The 20,645-nt window shown below is 61.8% G+C and carries 22 protein-coding genes and 1 pseudogene; 19 read left to right on the top strand and 4 right to left on the bottom strand.

Going from position 1 to position 20,645, the window contains the following annotated elements:
- The first annotated feature begins 48 nt into the window (after positions 1-48).
- From ACSYS9_RS15425 to ACSYS9_RS15415, 3 genes are all read left to right on the top strand, one after another.
- Positions 49-660: a glycine zipper 2TM domain-containing protein gene (locus ACSYS9_RS15425; RefSeq protein WP_071227513.1), complete on the top strand. Its 612-nt coding sequence runs from the start codon at positions 49-51 to the stop codon at positions 658-660.
- Positions 661-1,039: 379 nt separating this feature from the next.
- Positions 1,040-1,378 (top strand): hypothetical protein, encoded by a 339-nt coding sequence (locus tag ACSYS9_RS15420; RefSeq protein ID WP_071227515.1) that lies wholly within the window; start codon positions 1,040-1,042, stop codon positions 1,376-1,378.
- Positions 1,375-1,854, top strand: coding sequence for a hypothetical protein (locus ACSYS9_RS15415; protein ID WP_440568145.1), 480 nt, complete (start codon positions 1,375-1,377; stop codon positions 1,852-1,854). Before ACSYS9_RS15420 ends, ACSYS9_RS15415 begins: the two co-directional genes overlap by 4 nt.
- 1 nt (position 1,855) lies before the next feature.
- On the opposite strand, the gene ACSYS9_RS15410 is transcribed toward ACSYS9_RS15415, so the two are convergent.
- On the bottom strand, positions 1,856-2,671 hold the full coding sequence (locus tag ACSYS9_RS15410; RefSeq protein WP_071227518.1) for an AbiJ-NTD4 domain-containing protein: 816 nt from the start codon (positions 2,669-2,671) through the stop codon (positions 1,856-1,858).
- A gap of 50 nt (positions 2,672-2,721) precedes the next feature.
- Entirely contained in the window at positions 2,722-3,204 is a 483-nt protein-coding gene (locus tag ACSYS9_RS15405; protein WP_143048157.1) for a GNAT family N-acetyltransferase, read from the bottom strand.
- Between the two features lie 152 nt (positions 3,205-3,356).
- Between ACSYS9_RS15405 and ACSYS9_RS15400 the strand changes: the two genes are divergently transcribed.
- The 13 genes and pseudogenes from ACSYS9_RS15400 (at position 3,357) to ACSYS9_RS15340 (ending at position 17,911) form a co-directional block, all read left to right on the top strand.
- Positions 3,357-3,830, top strand: coding sequence for a hypothetical protein (locus tag ACSYS9_RS15400; RefSeq protein ID WP_071227519.1), 474 nt, complete (start codon positions 3,357-3,359; stop codon positions 3,828-3,830).
- Positions 3,820-4,281 carry a hypothetical protein gene (locus ACSYS9_RS15395; protein WP_440568142.1) on the top strand — a complete coding sequence of 154 codons (462 nt, stop codon included), beginning with the start codon at positions 3,820-3,822 and terminating at the stop codon, positions 4,279-4,281. Before ACSYS9_RS15400 ends, ACSYS9_RS15395 begins: the two co-directional genes overlap by 11 nt.
- A 112-nt stretch (positions 4,282-4,393) precedes the next feature.
- Complete coding sequence (locus ACSYS9_RS15390) at positions 4,394-4,894, top strand: Csu type fimbrial protein (RefSeq protein ID WP_071227521.1); 501 nt, start codon at positions 4,394-4,396, stop codon at positions 4,892-4,894.
- A 129-nt stretch (positions 4,895-5,023) separates the two neighbouring features.
- Positions 5,024-5,683, top strand: coding sequence for a fimbrial biogenesis chaperone (locus ACSYS9_RS15385; RefSeq protein WP_071227522.1), 660 nt, complete (start codon positions 5,024-5,026; stop codon positions 5,681-5,683).
- Positions 5,684-5,686: 3 nt separating this feature from the next.
- On the top strand, positions 5,687-7,882 hold the full coding sequence (locus ACSYS9_RS15380) for a fimbria/pilus outer membrane usher protein (RefSeq protein ID WP_071227523.1): 2,196 nt from the start codon (positions 5,687-5,689) through the stop codon (positions 7,880-7,882).
- Between the two features lie 198 nt (positions 7,883-8,080).
- Positions 8,081-9,619: pseudogene (locus ACSYS9_RS15375) on the top strand (DNA methyltransferase); the annotation flags it as partial.
- A 60-nt stretch (positions 9,620-9,679) separates the two neighbouring features.
- Positions 9,680-10,648, top strand: a complete 969-nt coding sequence (locus ACSYS9_RS15370) for an IS5 family transposase (protein ID WP_440569388.1) — start codon at positions 9,680-9,682, stop codon at positions 10,646-10,648.
- Positions 10,649-10,801: 153 nt separating this feature from the next.
- Complete coding sequence (locus ACSYS9_RS15365; RefSeq protein WP_440568139.1) at positions 10,802-11,995, top strand: type IIL restriction-modification enzyme MmeI; 1,194 nt, start codon at positions 10,802-10,804, stop codon at positions 11,993-11,995.
- The gene (locus tag ACSYS9_RS15360) at positions 11,992-14,097 is read left to right on the top strand and encodes a DEAD/DEAH box helicase (RefSeq protein ID WP_177179482.1); all 2,106 of its coding nucleotides are present in this window, start codon (positions 11,992-11,994) and stop codon (positions 14,095-14,097) included. The genes ACSYS9_RS15365 and ACSYS9_RS15360 overlap by 4 nt, the downstream gene beginning before the upstream one ends.
- A complete protein-coding gene (locus ACSYS9_RS15355) occupies positions 14,090-15,283 on the top strand; it encodes a GIY-YIG nuclease family protein (protein ID WP_071227526.1) in 1,194 nt (397 codons plus the stop codon). Before ACSYS9_RS15360 ends, ACSYS9_RS15355 begins: the two co-directional genes overlap by 8 nt.
- A gap of 44 nt (positions 15,284-15,327) precedes the next feature.
- Positions 15,328-16,566 carry an abortive infection family protein gene (locus ACSYS9_RS15350; RefSeq protein ID WP_239591830.1) on the top strand — a complete coding sequence of 413 codons (1,239 nt, stop codon included), beginning with the start codon at positions 15,328-15,330 and terminating at the stop codon, positions 16,564-16,566.
- Between the two features lie 140 nt (positions 16,567-16,706).
- Positions 16,707-17,108 (top strand): hypothetical protein, encoded by a 402-nt coding sequence (locus ACSYS9_RS15345; RefSeq protein WP_143048160.1) that lies wholly within the window; start codon positions 16,707-16,709, stop codon positions 17,106-17,108.
- Complete coding sequence (locus tag ACSYS9_RS15340) at positions 17,105-17,911, top strand: hypothetical protein (RefSeq protein WP_071227527.1); 807 nt, start codon at positions 17,105-17,107, stop codon at positions 17,909-17,911. Before ACSYS9_RS15345 ends, ACSYS9_RS15340 begins: the two co-directional genes overlap by 4 nt.
- A gap of 55 nt (positions 17,912-17,966) precedes the next feature.
- Here the strand turns inward: ACSYS9_RS15340 and ACSYS9_RS15335 are convergent, their stop codons facing one another.
- On the bottom strand, positions 17,967-18,443 hold the full coding sequence (locus ACSYS9_RS15335) for a hypothetical protein (RefSeq protein WP_071227528.1): 477 nt from the start codon (positions 18,441-18,443) through the stop codon (positions 17,967-17,969).
- A gap of 113 nt (positions 18,444-18,556) precedes the next feature.
- Here ACSYS9_RS15335 and ACSYS9_RS15330 point away from each other — a divergent pair, with 113 nt between their 5' ends.
- From ACSYS9_RS15330 to ACSYS9_RS15320, 3 genes are read left to right on the top strand one after another with little or no spacing between them, the layout of a single operon-like run.
- On the top strand, positions 18,557-19,153 hold the full coding sequence (locus ACSYS9_RS15330; RefSeq protein ID WP_081352236.1) for an ankyrin repeat domain-containing protein: 597 nt from the start codon (positions 18,557-18,559) through the stop codon (positions 19,151-19,153).
- Between the two features lie 10 nt (positions 19,154-19,163).
- A complete protein-coding gene (locus tag ACSYS9_RS15325) occupies positions 19,164-19,778 on the top strand; it encodes a relaxase domain-containing protein (protein WP_071227530.1) in 615 nt (204 codons plus the stop codon).
- Positions 19,779-19,819: 41 nt separating this feature from the next.
- Positions 19,820-20,089, top strand: coding sequence for a ribbon-helix-helix protein, CopG family (locus tag ACSYS9_RS15320; RefSeq protein ID WP_440568134.1), 270 nt, complete (start codon positions 19,820-19,822; stop codon positions 20,087-20,089).
- On the opposite strand, the gene ACSYS9_RS15315 is transcribed toward ACSYS9_RS15320, so the two are convergent.
- Positions 20,055-20,429, bottom strand: a complete 375-nt coding sequence (locus ACSYS9_RS15315) for an HNH endonuclease (protein WP_081352237.1) — start codon at positions 20,427-20,429, stop codon at positions 20,055-20,057. The genes ACSYS9_RS15320 and ACSYS9_RS15315 overlap by 35 nt on opposite strands.
- Positions 20,430-20,645: the final 216 nt, after the last annotated feature.

Genomic DNA, 20,645 nt, shown 5'->3' with positions numbered 1-20,645 from the left:
GAATCGATCTATGCATAGGTGAACCTACTCACGAAATGGAGGTGCACCTTGAAACCCATCGTTCTGGCCCTTGCATTGGCGTTGTCTGCTCCGGCCGCCTTTGCCGGCGATTCCACCTCCGCTCGCCGTTACGGTTCGTCCGAGGCCCTATCCGTCCAGGACGCCCGACTGGGCGAGGTCCTGATGGTTCGCACGCTTCAACTGAAGTCCGACCAGCGTCTGAACGCCGGCTCCGCCATCGGGGCGGCCGTTGGTTATGGGGCTGCTAACCAGGTCAAGAACCGGGACTGCCGCAATGCTGCCCGCGTGGCCGGTGGCGTCATCGGTGGGGTTGCCGGAACCGCGGTTCAAAACGGCCTCAGCGGCCGGCGTGCGGTGGAGATCTACGTGCGCGATCTGTCCGATCGCCGCCAGCGCGTCCTGGCGGTAGTCCAAGACGCCGACGTGGACGTGCGCGAAGGTGATCGGGTCTTCTTGGTGGGGAAGGGTAAGAAAACCCGGGTGGTGCCGCTTGATGCTTCGCCGGAGCGCATTGGCGATTACTCCCGGGCGGTGCCGCTTGATGCTTCGCCGGTGCGCATTGGCGATTATTCGTGCGGAAGCCCTTGTGCCATAGGCATCAATGCCCGGTCGGATAACAGCGCTCGCGTGGGGCCGTAAGGATGCACGAAAGCGAACACCTTGGTGGAGGCGTGTATTGCGAAGGCACGGCTTGCGGGCTTGTGGTTGAGCTCATGAAGCGGCCATCCGTTGCCCACCGCCGCTCCAAAGTCGCCCGGATGTTCCGAGAGGGACACGGCCGCGCCGCCATCGCCCAAGCCCTGGGCGTTCCGTCGCCCGTGGTGAGCGCCGACCTCGCTCACCTGGGGTTGCGTCAAAAGCCCCGGCGCCCACTGGCTGACCAACACGCCCTGGTGGTGGGCCTTCTGGAGCAGGGGAGCAACGGCCCTGCAATTGCCAAGCGCCTCGGCGTGACCCGACAGGCAGTCCACGCTTACCTGCAGGCCCATGGCCTGCTCCCAACCCAGAGGAGGATCCCATGACCGTTATTCTGGTGGTCGTGCTGTTTGAGCTCGCCATGTTTGCGATCACCTTCGGAATCGCGTGGCTGTGCGCCTCCAAAGCCCGCAGCGCACGCAGGGGCTGGGAGGCGTTTCAGGTCGGCCGAGAAGACGCCCCATCCGTGGCTGCGTTGCTGTGGCGGTTGGCCCTGTTCTACGCGTGCTTGGCATTGCTGGCCTACCAACTTCAGCACCTAGTGGCCGTGGTCTGGTTGGATCCTTCCAACCCATACCTGTCATCTTCGCTGGCTCTTGTCGTCTATTCGATCACGTGCGGGATGCTTCACGGCAGCGGACTGGCACGGAGGCGAGCATGAATACCAGCCACGGGCGGTTACGCCAAGACCCCGTCGACGCCCGCCCTCGCCACGACAGGCTGTTCCAGGGCGAAGGCACGGGCGAAGAGGTTCACCAAGTGCGCGACCCGTTGCTTCAGGCGCTTTACACCGAATCGCTCCATGCCCGCGGGGACGTGGACGCCATTGATCGCATGCTGGATGCCCACCGGGAGGCGTTTGGGGAGCCCGAGCAAGTCGCCTATGCCCGTCAACAAGACGAACGCCATGATCGGGCGTTGCCTTTGCCGAGCGGTGGCTTGCCGTTGAAGCCGTCCATGGGGCGCTACCTTGAGGAGCATCGGTCGTGGAACCCTCCGACCGCCAAAGAGGCCGCCATCGCACGTTCCAGAGGTCCCACCATGGTGCTCGAAGGGAGGGCATGGCGTGCTGCAGACGACGTTGTCGAGGTTTCCCTGGAGGCGCCCAAGGACGCCCCATGGCAGCGGATGCGCTGAGTTAAGGACGGCGGACTTTGTGTCCCAAGTAGCGGCAAAGCACCCCTGACAAGCCCACGATCAGTTCGGCCTCTTCCAACGACGGATCACCGCCCTCCTTAAGGTGGCGCCCGTTGTTAGACGCGAATCCATAGACTTTGGAAACTGCTTCTCCAAGAGGCGAGGGGAACAGGCTGGGGTTGTTTTTCACCAACGCCCCCAGCGTCTCCTTGTCACCACCCGTTAAATCCTTTGCCAAGCATTCCAACGCAGCCATTCCGTGTTGAATGGCGCCGGTGAGCTCGGGGTTGGGGCGACGAGACAGGTCGCGCAAAGCCTCGTGCAGTTCATTTGCCGTCGTGTTTTTCCCAGCGCTTCGCAACTCGCTGGTGCCCTTCCTGATAGCAATTTCAAACGCTTCTGAACCGCGAAACTCAATGCGGTTGCCCAACAGCTGCCAACCGATTCCGTTCTTCCGAAAGACCTTGTTGATTCCGTCCGAGAAGACGTCCGAAGGTGCTTTGGGCTGCCCATAGGCAGGTGGGCGACCTTGAAGGGACGCTGCTATGCTTTCGATGACGTCATACACCTCAAACCATTCGCACTCTTCCAGGTGATGCTGCACCTCCGCGATCACGTTGGGTTCGCTCCAGTTGCCCCGGGTGTCTGGTGCCACGCCAAGCGCACCGCAGACTTCCTTGCGCAGGGTTTCGTATCCAATCCCCGCTTTGCCAGCGATGGCAACAACGGCTCCGCGCAACACCTCGGGCGCATCTTCACGAATGGTGATGTCTGCATCGGGCGAGCTGTAGTTGTGGCGTTCTGAGAACGTGCTCATGTGCTTTCCTTGCTGTATGTAGGGTCCAAAGTAGGCGCGGGCGTTGCCGTCTACTTGCCGGTTGGGAACAGTTTTGCGTAGCGAAGGGCGGGCTCGTCCGAATGGTTGTCCACGATTGGCTCAGGTTCGCCGCCCAGAACCTCTTGGGCCACGTTCTGCGAAGCGGGGTTGTTCACGCTCACCACCGCTTCGATGTAGAAGGGCGGATGCCCGCGAAAGCCGTTTTGGAGCTCTGCAATGCCCGTCGCAAGGATGGCTTTGGCGCGCCCCTGGTTTCGATAACGCTCGGGAACCGCGTAGCCAACCGCTAGGTTCGCATGGCCTTCAAAGGTTCCATTGGGAACGAAATTGGCAAAAGCCGTGACGGTCTTCCCGTCCATCTGAACGTAAGGGAATCGCGGCTTGCCTTGGAGGTGATCCACGTGCAGGTAGACCGTTGGATCGATGCGGCCCCGCTCCAGCCGAAGGCCGCCCGCAGCCAGGGCTTCTTGGAAAGAGATTAGGGCTTGATTGGGATCGGCCATGTTGGACATAGGGGCCTTCGTGAGAGGACAGGTCGTCCCATCGTCGCTGTTCCGACCGAAGCTCTCAAGTTCCCGATGGCTGGCCCACTTGGGAGCAAAGGCCAGTGCCGGAAGCCGCCGCCGGCCGCTGCGCGCCGGCATCTGAAAAAGCATCCGCATGGATGGCAAGCACCAACGCCTTCGGCGCGATAAGTGATGTTAGGAAAAACTGCGGCCTAGCTCCGCAGTTTTTACTTTTAGTCAAAGTTTTGTCCGCTACAGACGTGGACAAATTTTCAGCGCGATCTACCTTGGATTCAGGGGTAGGCACTGCCGCCGACCAAGACAAGAGGTGGCAAATGAGCGGAACCTTCACAGTCCACGAAACCAAGATGATCGCGTTGGGATTGAATCCCGGCTTGTTTGAAGATTATGCAGCGGTCTCGTTGGAGCCCGTCAGCTTTGAAGAAGAGGACAGCCTGGGCTGGGCGACCACTTGGAGTGCGGTTCATGCCGTCGAGCTCCACAACGGCGGGAAGGTCTACGTTAACGGCCGATCCTTCCACGTCACCCAAGCCAAGTCCGGTTACAAACACTTGCTCAAGTGCTGGCGAGAAGAGCAGGGGCGGCGAGCGGAACTGGCTAATGATGGGTGACGTCACCCCTCGAATGAACGGTCATTGGGGAGACGGCGAGCTCGGAAAGAGTGAGAGGGCGACCGTGCTTCACGGCATCCATTTCATCAGTCCCTCGGTGGGTTGCCCGCTATTCAACACGGTGTGGCTTCCCACGCTGGCCGACTTGCGGGCGCTGCTCACTGACGCCGAGCTCTGCAAGGCAGCCGAAACCGAGGTGGGCGCGTTCATTGACACGCGCGTTGATCCGTTGCCTCCTGAGATCGATGAGGTCATTTACAAGCCATCGATAAGGCAGATTTCCAGCCTGCCGGATAACTATGGGATCGGCGTGGGCGTTTTTGTGACTGACGCTTTTGCGTTTGTCCTCCAGCGCATGATTAAGGAGGCAATGGCTCAGCACCGGGCGCGTGAGCTGGATCGGGTATGGGAACAGTCAGCCACCGCAGGTGGCAAACGACCCAGGCTCTGACCGCTGGCTCAATGGCCCCCTTGCGCGTTTTCAGATTCGAGGTATCGGTAAGGGGATGGCCCTTTTGGGGGCTACTCATCCCCACTCAATCCCTCTCAAGGAGACGATACCCATGACACGCAAGACCTTCCTTCGCGCCCTTCTGCCCATCGCCTTGGCTTCGCTGGCAGTGCCCGCGTTCGCCGCCGACACCACCGCGGATCTGACGATTCAGGGCACCTTGACCAACACCTGCCAGCTGTCCGTGACCTCCATCGAAGGGATGGACTGGTCGGGCATCTCTGAAGCTGCCGCCCGCACCTCCGGGCTGAGCATCGTGTGCAACGCGGGCACGACTTACTCCATTTCGCCGGGCCAGGGGCAGAACTTCGGCCTGCTGTCCGGGTATGAGACCTACCGGGCTGTGACCAACGGCGCCGGAGCTTACATCCCCTACGGCTTCTTCAAGGACCCGCAGGGAAGCCAAGTATGGGGGGATGACGCCGACGCGTTCACCGGCGTTGGCGACGGCACTGTCCAAAGTTACAACTACGCGGTGCGCTTCTTGGCCCTCAAGCAGGCCGTGGGCGGCAACTACACCGACACGGTCACCGTCACCGCCACTTACAACTGATCCCCTCGGTTGTCCCGAAGCCCCCGGCTTGCCCCCGGGGGCTTTTTTGTTGTCGAAAAGGTGAGTAGGTATGGGTTGACGGAATTGCATTCCGATCTAGCTTGAATGGAGACCCCCAAAGGAGATCCCATGACCCATTCCCAACGTTTTTTGGCCGTGGCCGCCGCGTCCTTGCTGTCCTTTTCGGCGTCCGCCGGTTCCATCTCCGTGGGCCCCACCACCCTGATGGCCGATACCTCGGCCAAGCACGTCGCCGTGACGCTGCACAACAGCGGGGACGCCTCGGTGCGTTACCAGGTGAAAGCGGTGGGGTGGGATCAGGCCACGGGGCAGAAAGTGTTTTCACCCACCACGGAGATCGTGGGGGCGCCGACCTTCGTGGACGTCCCGCCCCAATCCAAGCGCACCGCCCGGTTGATGAGGGTGGGCGCGCTGGGCGAGCGGCGCTACTACCGCGTGCTGCTGATGCAGCTCAAAGACCCCAACGCCCAAGGCGTCCAGTTGTTGGTCAACCAGGACTTGCCCGTGGCCTTTGAAGCCACCAACGCACCCATCCCCCAGGTGACCGTCCAAGCGGTGGCCAAGGGCTACCGTCTGACCAACCACGGCCAAACCGCGGCCCGCGTTTCGTCCATCGGCCCGGCCGGTGGGAAGCCGTGGCGCGACGGTGCATTGGGTTGGACGCTACCGGGGGCCTCGATGACTTACGAGACCCAGCCTGGCCAGCGTGCCGAAGTGCTTTCGATCACCGTCAACGGCCAGTCCGTCACCGTCCCCGTGGGGCGGTGATCCATGCGTGGCCGGGCCCTGGCCTTGGTGTTGCTGGCTGCTTCGTCGGCCAGCGCAGCGGTGCCCGACGGCGTGGCACCCGCGCTCCTGGTGCCGGTTATCGGCGGCAAGGCCAAGGCGGATCCGCTCACGTTCTGGCAGCAAGGCGGTCAGTGGTTCGCCGACCCGGTCACCTGGCGCGAGGTCGGGCTCCAACTTCCCGCCGGTCAAACGGAGCCGATGAGCGCCCAGGCGCTGGGCGTGGGCTTTGCCGTGGACGAGGCCACCGCCACGGTCGCCCTGGATCTGCCGGGCGATCGGCTCAAGGCCCAACGCGTGGCCCGTGATCGCACCGAGCGCGGGCCCATCGCGCCGCCCGCTCCCGGAATGCTGGTGAACTACAGCGTGGCCGGCATGGTGTCCGAGCAACAGCAGGCGCTCTCGTTGGGCCACGAGGTCCGCAAGGCGGGGCGCTGGGGCGTTGTCAGCACCAGCGGGCAGGTCAACACCGACGCGTCCGGCACCGGCTACGTTCGCGGCGTGACGCGCTGGCAGAAAGACGATCCCAACCGCTTGGTGACCTACCAGGCCGGCGATGTGTTCGCTGGTCCGTGGTCCTCGCCGGTCAACTTGGGCGGGGTGCGCGTGGCCAAGGACCCGCGGGCTTTGGACCCGCTGACGCCCACGTATCCGGTCCCGGTGCTCGGCGGCGTGGCGCTCGATCCGGCGACGGTCGAAGTCCTGGCCAACCGCGCCCGCGTGCTGCAAGGCCGGGTGGGGAAAGGGCCGTTCACCGCCGATGGCGGCGCCTTGGGCACCGGAGCACAGCAAACCCAAGTGGTCGTGCGAGACCCTTACGGCCGCGAAACGGTGGTGAGCGATCAGCGCTTCTACGTCGCCCCCACGTTGCTCCGCAAAGGGCTCACCACCTGGGAGGTCGCGGCAGGCCGGGTGCGCCAAGGAGAGAGCGATTACGGGACGTTGGGCGCGACCGGGTCGGCGGCTTGGGGCCTCAACGACCGGTGGACCCTGCGCAGCACCGCCCAAACCTCAACGGATGGGAAGGCCAACGTGGCTTTGGGGGCCACCACGGTGCTTGGCACCTACGGCACGTTCGATCTGGAATTGGGCACTTCCACGCAAGGCGGCCAACGGCAGGCCGTGGCCTACGACTACCGCGGCCCGAGGTTTGGCGTGCGCCTGGAGCACCAGCGCCAACAGGACTACTGGCGCCTGCGCGCCCCCAGTGCGGTGGAGGTGGAGCAGCGCACCCGAGGTTCGGTGTTCTGGCGGCCCACGCCCCAGTGGTCCCTTCGGGCCAGCTATTCGGACGTGCGCACGCCACGCTTTCGCACCGCTTACGCCGACGCCGGGCTGACTTGGCGTGGCAACGGGCACACCGTGGCCGTCTCCGCCTTGCGGGACCTTGAGCTCAAGGAAACCCGGGTGGAGGTGGGCTACAGCTACGATTTCGGTCGGGGCAAGGGCGTGAGCGTTCGGGCCCGGCAAGCCCCGGATGCCACCGCCTGGGCCGTCCAAGGACGCGCCCGCCCCACGGTGTTGGGAACCCCGGTCGGCTTGTCCGCTTCGGTGGACGAGGGAGCGGCTGGCCAGACGGCCAGGGCCAACGCCAACTGGACCACCCGGGCAGGGTGGGCCCAGATCAACGCCGAGCACGGGCCCAGCGGCACCTGGGCTTCCGGTTCGATGGCCGGTGCCGTTCACCTGGACCGCCAGGGCGTGACGTTCCTAGGTCCGGCCGAATCCTTCGCCGTGGTGGACGTGCCCGGCCAAGCCGGGGTGCCGGTGAGGGTGGGCGGCAGATTGGTAGGGAAGACCAACGCCCAGGGCCGCCTGGTGGTGGGCGAGGTGACCCCAATGGTGCCCACCGAGGTCCGCGTAGACGATCGGGCGCTGCCACTGGGCACCCAGTTGGCCGAGATCGAGCAAACCGCCACCGCTGGCCGCCAAGCCGGCATGCACCTCACCTTCCCAGTCCTGACCGAGACCGCACGAACCTTCCGCCTCACTGGCCCGGCCATCGAAGCGGGCACGGTGGCCAAGACGGCGACCGAGACCACCCAGGTGGGTTACGACGGGGTGCTCTACCTGGAGCAGCCGCGACCCGGCCTGACGGTGGACGTGGAAGGGGTCTGCAAGGCCCAGCTGCCCGCGGACCTTGGGGCTGCGCAAACGGTGGCCGAGGTGGCTTGCCGCTGATGGGGAGGGCCTTTGGAAACAAAGGCTTGCTACGTCGCAGGTGCCGCGAAAGTGGCCCTCTACCATGGGGCTGAACGATACTTGGGACCTGCCTTTTGAGAGTTGCCGGATGTCATTGCTTCAACGTTACGTGGACTGCTCCCATCCTCCCTTCCGCCGTGCCTGTCACGGCGGGGCTTCGTCGTGGATCTTGGCCGTATGAACGCGGTGGAAATCGAAGAGGCCATCTACGAGCTGGCCCAGGCTCCCTTTGATTCTGCAGAGTTCCCCTTCCAGTTCTTGGCGGCGTTTGGCAACAACGAGGTCACCCTCAAGCGCCTGAGAAAAGTCGGGTCCGGCGGGACGAATCTTTCCGACGTTCCAGGGGCCATTCTTCAACGCAACCACATCCACTTGGCAGTGTGCGAACGAGGAAAGGTGCGTGAGACGTTCGAAGCGTTGAAGGCCAGCGCCAAGAACTCGACGTATCGGATCAAGCTCGTCCTTGCCACCGACGGTGAATCCCTTGAGGCGGAGTATCTGGCCACAGGGGAGCCTTTGGCATGCCCCTATGCCGAGCTGGCCGAGCACTTTGGCTATTTCCTGCCCTTCGCTGGCATCACCACCGTTCAGGAGATCAAGGAAAACCCGATCGATGTCCGGGCGACGGGCCGTCTGAACAAGCTTTACGTGGAGCTGCTGACCCACAACCCGGACTGGGACACCGACGAGCGGCGATCGGACATGAATCACTTCATGGCCCGACTGATCTTCTGCTTCTTCGCCGAGGACACGGACATTTTCCACGGAGATAGCTTGTTCACGCGCACCGTGGACCGGATGTCGGCTCCTGACGGATCGAACACGGACGCCGTGCTCGGAACGCTGTTCACGGCGATGAACTTGAAATCCGATGATCGTCCCAGCGCGGGCCTTCACGGTTGGGCGCTGGCATTTCCCTATGTCAATGGCGGGTTGTTCTCAGGCAGCACAGAAGTTCCGCGGTTCACCCGGGCTGCACGCTCGTATCTGCTCCGGATCGGTGAACTGAACTGGCGCCAGATCAACCCAGACATCTTTGGGTCCATGATTCAGGCGGTGGCCGACAAGGAGGAGCGCGGATCGTTGGGCATGCACTACACCAACGTGCCGAACATTCTGAAGGTGCTGAACCCGCTCTTCTTGGATGACCTGAGATCGCATCTGGAATCCGCGGAGGACAACAAGGCCAAGCTGCTCAACCTGCGCAAGCGGATGGCGCACATCCGTGTGTTCGATCCGGCGTGCGGGTCCGGCAATTTCCTGGTTATCGCCTACAAGGAAATGCGCAAGATTGAGGCGGAGATCAACCGGCGGCGCGGCGAGGAGGATCGGAAGTCCGACATCCCGATCAACAATTTCCGTGGCATTGAACTCAACGACTTCCCCGCCGAGATTGCCCGGCTGGCGCTCATCATCGCCGAGTTTCAGTGCGACGTGCTTTACCGCGGGCAGCAGCAGGCGTTGGCTACCGTCCTTCCGCTCGACAGCAAGAACTGGATCACCTGCGGCAACGCCTTGCGCATCGATTGGCTCTCCGTTTGCCCGCCGACAGGAACCGAGGTCAACCTCCAGGGCGACGACTTGTTCACTGCTCCCGCCGATCAGTCCGAAATCGACTTTGAAAACGAGGGGGGAGAAACCTACATTTGCGGAAATCCACCGTATGTGGGAGATAAGTTCCAGACAGACTCTCAAAAGGCTGATTTGAAATCTGTGCTAGGGATGCTCTGAACAATTCCTCGGCGACAATAGCGCAAGGTTCGACGGATGACGACGATGCAGCTGAGCTTCGGGGACGCGGAACACACGGGCAAGCGGAAGAAGACGCGACGCGAGATCTTCCTGGCGGAGATGGAGCAGGTGGTGCCGTGGAACGTATTGCTGGCGCTGATCGCACCGCACTACCCGAAGATGGGCCAGCGTGGCCGGCAACCGTACGCGCTGGCGACGATGCTGCGCATCCACTTTCTGCAGCAGTGGTACGCGCTGAGCGACCCGGGCATGGAAGAGGCGCTGTACGAGATGCCGGTGATGCGCCGCTTTGCCCGCCTGAGCGGGCTGGACAACATTCCGGACGAGACCACGATCCTCAACTTCCGCCGGCTGCTGGAGACGCATGATCTGGCGCCGCAGCTCCTGGAGCGCGTGAACGCGCACCTGGCGCGCAAGGGCCAGAGCTTGAAGGCCGGCACGATCGTCGATGCCACGATCATTGCGGCACCGAGCTCTACCAAGAACAGGGACGGCAAGCGCGACCCGGAGATGCACCAGACGAAGAAGGGCAACCAGTGGCACTTCGGGATGAAGGCGCACATTGGCGTGGACGAGGAATCGGGCCTGGTGCATCACGTGGAGTGCACAGCGGCGAACGTGAATGACGTGACGCAGGTGCACAAGCTGCTGCACGGCAAGGAAGATACGATCTGCGGCGACAGCGGCTACACCGGCGCGGACAAGCGCGAGGAGCTGCAAGACGTGGAGGCTGCGTTCTGGATCGCGGAGAAGCCCTCGAAGTTGCGAGCGCTGAAGAACAAGCGCGAGCGCAAGTACGCCGAGCGCTGGGAGCACTTCAAGGCCAGCCTGCGGGCGAAGGTGGAGCACCCGTTCCGGGTGGTGAAGCGCCAGTTCGGCTACACCAAGGTGCGCTACCGCGGCTTGGCGAAGAACACGGCGCAGGTGCTGACGCTGTTCGCGCTGTCGAATCTGTGGATGGCGCGGCGACGTCTGTTGCTGCCGACGGGGTAAATCCGTCTGTTGGACGGGGAAACCCGTCGAAAAGCGTCAGAAACGGCGCAAAATCGATCATATCGAGGTCGACTTGGCGCCTTGACGCTGAAATCCAAGTATCAGAGCGCTTTGATCAGACCTTCCCTAGGGCCTAGGAGCAAACACAAAGCAATGGACTACATTGCCGGATGGTTCTGGAAGGCATCTCAATATATCGAAAGGGGCGGGGCATTTGCGTTCGTATCAACGAATTCAATTTGCCAGGGGGTTCAGGTTCCCATCATTTGGCCTCAAATTTTTGCTAGGGGTCAGGAAATATTTTTCGCCCATAAGGACTTTTATTGGTCCAATAATGCAAGCAACAACGCGAACGTAATTTGTGTGGTTGTTGGGGTTTCGAGTGGGCGGGTTGGTGACAAATGCATTTACAGGGATTCTCAGCGGCAGGTCGTTGGGAATATCAATGCTTATTTGGTGAATGGCCCAAATGTCATCGTGGAAAAGCACTCGCAGTCTATTTCAGGCCTGCCTGAGATGGTTGCGGGAAATATTCCTCGGGATCTTGGTAACTTCATGCTTAGTTCTAATGAAAAGGAAGAGTTGCTCCAAGGTCATCCGGAGGCTGCGGTTCTCGTAAGGAAAATTCTTGGCTCCATGGAGTTCATCAATGGGATTGAGCGTTATTGCCTTTGGATCGATGACGATAAGGCGGCTTTGGCGAACTCGATCCCATTCATCAAGAAACGGTTGGACGCGATTGCTGCCTATAGAGAGGGTGGTAGCGAGCGGGGCAAATTAGGGGTTGATACGCCACATCGCTTTGAGCGCACGATCACGGCTAAGGCCACTTCGATAATTGTTCCGCGCGTTTCATCGGAAAAGCGGCCGCACATTCCGGTTGGCCTGCTGGGTAATGATGTTGTGATATCCGACGCTGCCCAAGCTATCTATGATGCGCCGCTGTATGTGTTGTCGCTGATTTGTTCTCGAATGCATCTTGCTTGGGTGTCGTTGACTGCGGGGCGAATGAAATCAGATCTTCGCTACTCATCGGGCGTCTGCTACAACAGCTTTCCTGTTCCGCTGTTAACGGATCAGAATCGAATAGATCTAATGACCTGTGCCCAAGAGATTTTGCTGGCGAGAGAGGCGCACTATCCATCCACCATCGCGGATTTGTATGTCGCTGATCAAATGCCGGAGGATCTGCGCCAAGCTCATGAACGGAACGATGATGTGATCGATCGAATCTACATCGGTCGCAGATTCCGAAACGACACTGAGCGGCTGGAAAAGTTGTTCGATCTCTACACCAAGATGACGGCCAGGCCGGCCAAGCCCAAGAAGGGGGGAAGGGCGAAATGACCATGGAAACCAATCCGACCAATCGGCACACCGTGCCGTCCGTCTCCATCACGGCCGCTCGCACCGGTGAGTCGAACAAGGTCAATGCGCTGGGCATGCGGCCCATGCAGGAACGAGCTTACGCCTCGCGGGGTGAGCAGTTTTTGCTCATCAAGTCGCCTCCGGCCTCGGGCAAGTCACGAGCCCTGATGTTCATTGCGTTGGACAAGCTGGAGAACCAAGGGCTCAAGCAGGCCCTCATCGTGGTGCCCGAACGTTCGATCGGGGGCAGCTTTGCCGACGAAGAGCTGAGCAAGCACGGGTTCTGGAGCGATTGGGTGGTTCGGCCACAGTGGAATTTGTGCAACGCACCGGGCGAAGACAACGGGAAGGTCGCCAAGTCCAAGATCAAGGCCGTTGGCGAGTTTTTGTCCAGCGATGATCGGGTGCTGGTGTGCACCCATGCGACCTTCCGCTTCGCGGTGGACGAGTTCGGTATCGAGGCCTTCGACAACCGTTTGATCGCCATCGATGAGTTCCATCACGTCAGCAGCAACCCGGACAACAAGCTGGGCAGTCAGCTGGGTCAGCTCATCGCGCATGGACAGGTCCACGTGGTGGCGATGACCGGTTCCTACTTCCGTGGAGACACCGTGGCGGTGCTCTCGCCCTCGGACGAGGCACGCTTTGAAACGGTGACCTACACCTACTACGAACAGCTCAACGGCTACACCTACCTCAAGTCCCTGGACATCGGCTATTTCTTCTACACGGGCCGCTACCTGGACGCGATCATGAAGGTGCTGGATCCTGGCCTGAAAACCATCGTCCACATCCCCAACGTCAATGCCCGGGAGAGCCTCAAGGACAAGCACCGCGAGGTCGAGGAAATCATGTCCCGCTTAGGCACTTGGAAGGGATTGGACCCGGCCACGGGGTTCCATCAGGTCGAGCTGGCCGACGGACGCGTGCTTAAGGTTGCCGACCTGGTGGACGACACCGACGCTGCACAGCGCACCAAGGTCCTGTCGGCGCTGAAGGATCCGGCGCACAAGGACGACCGAGACCACGTCGACATCATCATTGCCTTAGGGATGGCCAAGGAAGGGTTCGACTGGATTTGGTGCGAACACGCGCTGACCATCGGCTACCGCAGCAGTTTGACCGAAATCGTTCAGATCATCGGCCGCGCCACCCGCGATGCACCCGGCAAGGAGCGTTCCCGCTTCACCAACCTCATCGCCGAACCCGCTGCCGACGAGGCCGCGGTCGTGGACGCCGTCAACGACACCCTGAAGGCCATCGCGGCCAGCTTGCTCATGGAGCAGGTCCTGGCCCCGCGGTTCGAGTTCACGCCCAAGAACGCCGGCAAGATGGACGGCTTTGACTACGGCGAGGACGGCTACCAAGAGGACGGTCCCAACGTGGGTGTCAATCCGACCACCGGCCAAGTTCACGTGGAGATTGGGGGGCTGGCCATGCCGACCTCGCCCGAAGCGGCACGGATCTGCCGCGAGGATTTGAACGAGGTGATCACCACCTTCATTCAAGACAAGACGGCGGTGGAACGTGGGCTGTTCGACAAGGAAAACACCCTGCCCGAAGACCTGACCCAGGTTCAGCTCGGCAAGATCGTGCGTGACCGATACCCTGACCTGACCGCGGAAGATCAAGAGGCTATCCGTCAGCACGCCATCGCCGCGCTCAACGTGACCCAACAGGCCAAGCAGCGGCTGGCAGAAGACGATGCCCAAGGGGAGCAGGGCAACACCTCGCTCATCGACGGGGTGCGAAAGTTCGTCAACGTGCGGGACTTGAACATTGACCTCATCGACCGGATCAACCCGTTCGATGCCGCCTACGCGGTGTTGGCCAAGGCCATGGATGAGAAGATTCTCCGTCAGGTCCAGGCCAGCATTTCAGCCAAGCGCGTGGCCATTCCTTACGACGAGGCCAAGGCGTTGGCCCTGCGAGCCCGCGCGTTCAAGGCAGAAAAGCAGCGCGCCCCCGACATCAACTCGCCAGACCCGTGGGAGCGAAAAATGGCCGAAGGCGTGGTGGCCTTGGCCAAGCACGTCCAGCAACGCAAGGCGGCCGAGGCCCGAGGTAGCGATCATGGCTGATTGGGACCAAGACGAGGCCTTGTTGGCCGAACTGGGGCAAGATCTGGCCCCGATCAAGGCCGCTGCGCGAACGCCCCAGGAAGAACGGCTGATCGCCGGTTTCGAAGAAATCCTCCGGTTCGTGGACGAGCATGGGCGTTCTCCGCAGCATGGAGAGGAACGCGACATCTTTGAACGCCTGTTCGCCGTGCGCCTGGACCGCCTGCGGTCGCTTGCCGATGCGCATCCGTTGCTCATGCCCTTGGATACGCACGGACTGCTCCAAGAAGCCCCCACCCTTGCTGCCACCGGGCGAGGTGAATCGGTAGACGATGACGCCCTGCTGGCCGACTTGGGTGTGAGCGAAGGAGGATCCGAGGACGACATCACCCAGTTGCGTCACGTTCGGTCCTATGAAGAACGCAAGGCGTTGGAAGACATTGCCAGCCGCACGCCTTGCGCAGACTTTGAACGCTTTGTGCCGCTCTTTGAGCGCGTGGAAGGGGATCTCAAGTCGGGGCTCCGGAAAACCTTGCGGTTTGGCCGCGACGCCAGCGTGGAGAAGGGCAACTTCTTCATTCTCGGCGGGCAGATGGCTTACGTCGCCGAGGTGGGCGAGCCGGTGCGCACACCCAATGGAGAATCCAACGCCAGGCTGCGGGTGATCTATTCCAACGGCACCGAGAGCGATTTGCTCGAGCGCTCCTTGCAGCGGGCGCTCTACAAGGACGATACCGGCCGACGCATCACCGACGATGATCATGGCCCTTTGTTTGGAGACACCCTAGAGCCCAATGACATCGTCAATGGGACCATTTACGTCCTGCGTAGCCTGTCCAACAATTCCTACGTGGTCGAGCACCGCGAGCTGATTCACAAGATCGGCATTACCGGCGGCAGGGTCGAGGCCCGCGTCGGCAACGCCGAGAAGGATCCCACATACATGCTGGCCAAGGTCGAGGTGGTGGCGACCTACAAGCTGTCCAACCTCAATCGTGCACGCCTGGAGAACCTGTTCCACCGAATTTTCCAAGACGTGAGGTTGGATCTGACGATCGAGGATCGTTTCGGCAACCCCGTGAAACCTCGCGAGTGGTTCTTGGTTCCTCTTCCTGTGATTGACGAGGCCGTCAAGCGCATCCAAGACGGGAGCATCACCGACTACGTCTACGACCCTGCCCAAGCGATGCTGGTTCGCCGGAGCTGATAGTGCTGACGAGCCCTCTCGATGATCAGGTGTTGGAGCGGTGCTTGGGCGCCGCTTACGTGCTGCTCCAAGAGAGCGGGCACACCGACGCGGCAGATCTTCTTCGCACCGCGACCGCAGTGATCCAGCACGATACCTCTGACAACTGGAACGGGGGAACGAACTACTGGAACGTCCTGCTGGAGGTGCCAGCGCCGGAGTTTGCGCGCTTGCGGCCCAAGCTCAAGGACGTTTGCGAACAGATCACCGAGGCATTGACGGAAGCCATTCCCCCGAATGGCCACGACTTGTTCGCCGCCCGGTTGATTCCCATCGTGGGCCAGAACGAAGACTGGCGCTCCTCCTCTCCAGTTGTCATTCCCCGTGCCGTTCGTCGGAACATTTTTGATGGGCTCCGATTGGAGCAGGTGAACGTGTTCGGCGCGTTGGACGACACCGAGTTTCTAAGCCGCATCTACGAGCTGCGGCGGTTGCCATCCACCGATTCGCGCTACAAGGACGCCGCGGGGGACATCTACCAGCACCGGGTCAACAATTTTGACTGGGACGATTACTGGATCTTCGACGACGACCGATTTCCGTTGCTGGATGGTCCGGCCGATACCTTCCTACGGTTCCTGGCGGAAATGGTCCACCCGGTGGTGAGGCCTGACCGGGAGGAGGCCGCCACCATCGTTGAGCACCTCAACGACCAATTGCGGCAAGCGGGTTGGCACTTGGTCGAAGTCGAGCGGATCGCAGGAAGGGCCCGGTATGAACCCCGCCCATTGACCTCCAATGGTCACCGATCCTTTGAGAGGGGAAGGTCTGCCGCCGATTCCTTGGACGCGGGCGCCATCGCCAAGCAGATACAGCGCATGGAATACGCGGTCGAGAAAGATCCCGAGCTGGCCATCGGCAGCGCGAAGGAGCTGGTGGAATCGTGCTGCAAGACCATCCTGGGCAAGATGGGGGTGGAGATAGGCAAGAGCGATGACATGAACGACCTGGCTAAGAAACTGGCCAAGAGCTTGGACCTGGTGCCCGAAGGGATCGATGACCAAGCCAAGGGTGCCGAGTGCATCAAGCGCATCCTGAGCAACCTGAACCAAATCGCCGGTAACTTGGCCAACCTTCGCAGCCTCTACGGCACCGGCCATGGCAAGGACGGCAAGCACCGTGGGCTTCAGCCCCGGCATGCGCGCTTGGCGGTGGCGTCTGCCGTGGCGTTTGTGGACTTCGTCACCGAGACCTACCGGGACCGCACGCAAGCACGGCCGCCCAAATCGGAGGTGGATAAGTGACACCTCGATCGGCAAGGAAGCCGAAGTCGGCGCAGCCTTCGGGTAAGAAGGGTCCTGTTGGGCGTTCCCCCAAAAAGCGGGTGTCTAAGAAGGGGCAGCCCAACGGGCCGATTGTTCTGACCCCAGCGCAAGAGAGGTTCTTGGAAACGATCATCGTCGAGGGAATGACACGCATGGGGTGGTCGCGTGCCTATGCGGAGCGCCGTGCGCGCATTTTTCTCCGCAAGGCCAATTCACCTTCGAAACTGCGCATGGTGGCTGCCAAGCTTGGCATGCTCGACGAAGCGCCGCCTGCACCGAAACCGAGGCCGCTTGAGAAGAAAGTGACGGGGAAGACAGAGCTTCCCAAGAATCGGTTCAAGCCCTCGACCAAAATGACCAAGGCTGAGATAGCCAAGCTACCGTCCATTGATGCCAGGCCAGCGCCCAAGACAGCGCTGCAGCGTCTAGAGCGTGCGCTGGGTCCGGACGATGGGAGGCGGCGGCGAGGTGGCAGCCCCGTGGTGCAAGGTGGCAGTCCGGGGCTGGGGAGGCGCCGATGAACGCTACTTTCAACCAAATTCTCATCGTGGATTCCCTCCCGGAAGGCCAACTCAACACCGCAGCCCGCCTGTTCGCGGATGCCCAAGACTGGGCGCGGGTGATCGGCGACGTTCCTCACATCGCCAGCGTTCGTGTTCCTTCCAGCGGGGCTTTTCTCGATCTGTTGGCCCAGCTTGCTCAGCAAGCATCCAGGGAGCCCTACGTGCCGTTGCTTCACATCGAGTGCCACGGTGGAGAGGACGGGCTGGAGTTCGCTGACGGGTCTTGGTTGACGTGGGATGACATGAAGCCGGCGTTCGTAAACCTCAACGTGGCCACGCGCTTGAACCTCATCACGGTGGTGGCCGCATGCCATGGGGGCGCCATCGCCAATTTTGTTCGTGCTGAGCATCGGGCGCCGTTCTGGGCATTCTTGGCCCCCAAACGGCAGATATCGGCTGGGGATCTGGAGACGGCGCTGTCTGCGTTCTATCAAGCCCTGCTGATGACCCGGTCCTCGGAGCGGGCCATGAGTGCCCTTCGGGCAACGCAAGCTGGCCACGAGTTCTGGCAGTTGAGCGTGCAGACCATCTACCGATTGATCGTGGAAGGCTACGCGGAACACCACCTGACGGACGAGGCCGTGGGACAGCAGGCTGAACGTCTCCAGGCCCGCGCTGCGGAACATGGCGCTGTTTGGACGCACGCGCAAATCGAGGCCATGATCCGTGACCCAGGAATCTTTGAAGGGTTCCGCCGGGAGTTCTTCATGATCGACCTGTATCCGGAACACGAAGAGCGTTTCCCGCCCGTCGCGCTCTAGTCATCCCCTCGATTCTCCAGTGCCTACGTCCGTCCCCCGGAGGCGTCATATCCCTTCACGGGGCCAATCCCGATCTGAGCGTTCCATGGTTCAGCAGGTGAAGCAGGCACTCGGCCACGTCCAGTGCGGCGGCGGCCCATTCGTCATCATCGCCCAAATGCGGCTCTTCCTTGCCCCCGTGGAAGAGGTTGTTGCGCACGCGGCGTGCCGCTTCGAGCAATGCACCGGCATTGGATTGCTGAAGGGGCAGGCGCTGGAAGACAGCGTGGTTGAGGCCGTTGATCACCGCCACCTCCTGGACCATCCGGCGATCACGTGGAGGTGTGAGGATTTGCTCGTGCGTGCTGTCCGACACCCGATCGAAGAAGAGTGAATCGTCCAGCCGTGACACCGCCTCATCCACCGCGGGCCAGTTCACCTGGGCCATTCGGTAGGGACCGGCGCGAAGAAAGCCTGGATCGTTCTTGAGGCGAAACTCCAACTGCGCGAACGCCCGCAGCAGGTCGAACGCGAGGGGATCAGAGACGGGCATGGGCGCCTTCAAGGTCGGTGGAGGACGTGGGCTTTTGAATCTGTCGGCCAGAGGCCGCAGATTCTGAGTTTAGCCGTCCCGAAGCACTGGACACCGCGCCGGTCTCTGTTTGCATGGGGGAGAAGGAATGCAAACGTATTCCATGGGAGATGGGTATGGGATTCGAAGGAAGCGGGCTTCTTTCTCGAAAGGACGTCCTCCTCTACACCCTAACGGCCCCTATCTGGTTTCCTCGAAATTGGGTTGTGGGCAAGGTCCGGCGATGGCGGGACGACTTGCGGACGCCGCCGATCATTAGGTTGCTTGAAAGCTGGGAACGCGAACCTGCTCTGGGTGCCTTGAGGCATTTGATCGCAGAAGGCGCCGACGTGAACGCTCGGCGCAAGCAAGATCAGGAGACTCCGCTGCTCATGGCTGCGAGGCGTGGATGGGTCGAGGCCTGCCGCGTGCTGTGTGCAGCGGGGGCTGATCCGAATTCTCAACGGCACGATGGGTGGGTGGCTCTCTACTCGGCTGATCTCTACAGACATGTTCCATTGCTCACTGTGTTGCTCGAAGCTGGGGCAGACCCGGATGCCTTGGCAAGCACTGGGTCGCCAGAGATCAGAAATGGCATCGACGAATGGAAAGCGAAGCGGGCCGCCGCACATTTGAAAGTATCCCTCCCTGGCACTGATGAGCCCGTTCGGACGAGCAAGCTGCAGCTATGAGGCTGATCCCATGAACCTGCAACTCACATGCATCTGCCGGGAGGACGTGTTCGCCGATGGGTTTTCCTTCGCAGAACTGCTGGACGCGCCCTTGGCCGCGTTGCGCTGGGGTGGTGCGTGGTTGACCCAGTTGAAGCCCGGTGGGCCGGTGACCGAGGACGCCATGCGGCGCTTTGCTATGGGCCAGGAGCTCGATGGGCAACAGCGGTTGTGGGAAGGCGAAGACCACCACACCTGTGCGGCGGGCTACCGAGTCTCGTTGCGCCTGCCCAAAGGGTTCGCGGCGTTACTGGACGCCGACGGCGAGGAGAGGGCACGGCTACAGGCTGCCCACCGCCACGCCGTTGACCATGCGCTGTCGTCCCTGCCGTTCCAGCGTGATCACCGGGTGCTCTTCGTTGCATCCGATCGGTTGGAGGATGACTGGACGCACCACTGGTTGTTCGCCATCGCATGCGCACCGAACGGAAAGTGGGAACGGCTTGCGCTGAGCTTGCGGTTGGCGGCCAGCGAGGACGCTTACACCCACGCCATGGGTGCCTTCATGGAAGCGTTGCTGGAGACCAAACGATTGGAGCGCTTCTTCCGCCCAGCCCCTGTGGGCCGACCGAGGCAGAGGCTGTGACGCTGACGCCCAAGCCTCCCTTGACGGCCGTGCTGCCGAAAGTGTCCCTTTCTTCAACCTTGCGCCAGGCATTGGCCGCACGCGCTAGAGCAGCCGGGGTGAGCGAGAGCGAAGCCGTGCGCCAATGGCTCACCGCCTACCTGGCGCGCCCCCAGCTGCTGCGCTCTCCCGTCGCCGGCCCCAGGGACGACCGCTTGTCGCCTATCCAGGCTTCCCGAGACCTGGCCGACCGCGTCCGCCGCGAGGCGCAGCGGCAGCACGTGAGCGTGGCGGAACTCATCCGTCGGGTGGTGGCGTTCCAGGTGCTTTGACACGTAGTCTGGCCACCACCGGCGGGTGCCACTTCCCCTTCGCCAGGCGCTTCTGCACGAAGGCATGGTAGGCCTCGGGGGAGGGCGGCGATTTGCGTTTGTGCCGGCGTGTGTTGCAGAGCCAGCAGGCGGCAGCGATGTTGCCGGCCACGTCCTTGCCGCCCTCTTGCTGGGCGACCAGGTGCTCGGCGGTGCAACGGAGCGGCGTGGCCGTTTTGGCGCGCAGGCCGAACGGCTTTAGTTCATCGGGAGAGGCGTTCCACATCGGCACGCTGCAATAGCAGCACCGGCCCTTCTGGGCGAGGAAAGCCTCGGTTCTCAACCGTTGGAGTTTGGGCATGCTTAGATCTCAAAAGACAGGAAAAACCATCCCGTCGTCGCTAGTGCGATCGAATCGGGAACCTGTTGCCTTGAGCTAAGCAGGCAATACGCCGGGGGCATTTCCCCTCGCGGCAAGGGAGTTATCGCGCCCCAGGGTAGTGGGTGTCAAGATGGGCCATGACCACCTTTGACCAAACCAATGATCTGCTCGACGCCTCGGTAACGTTGTGTCCGG

The sequence above is a fragment of the Stenotrophomonas sp. STK17_22 genome (assembly GCF_051983905.1).
Lineage (GTDB): Bacteria > Pseudomonadota > Gammaproteobacteria > Xanthomonadales > Xanthomonadaceae > Stenotrophomonas > Stenotrophomonas maltophilia_A.
This window is presented reverse-complemented; position numbering and strand designations above follow the sequence as displayed.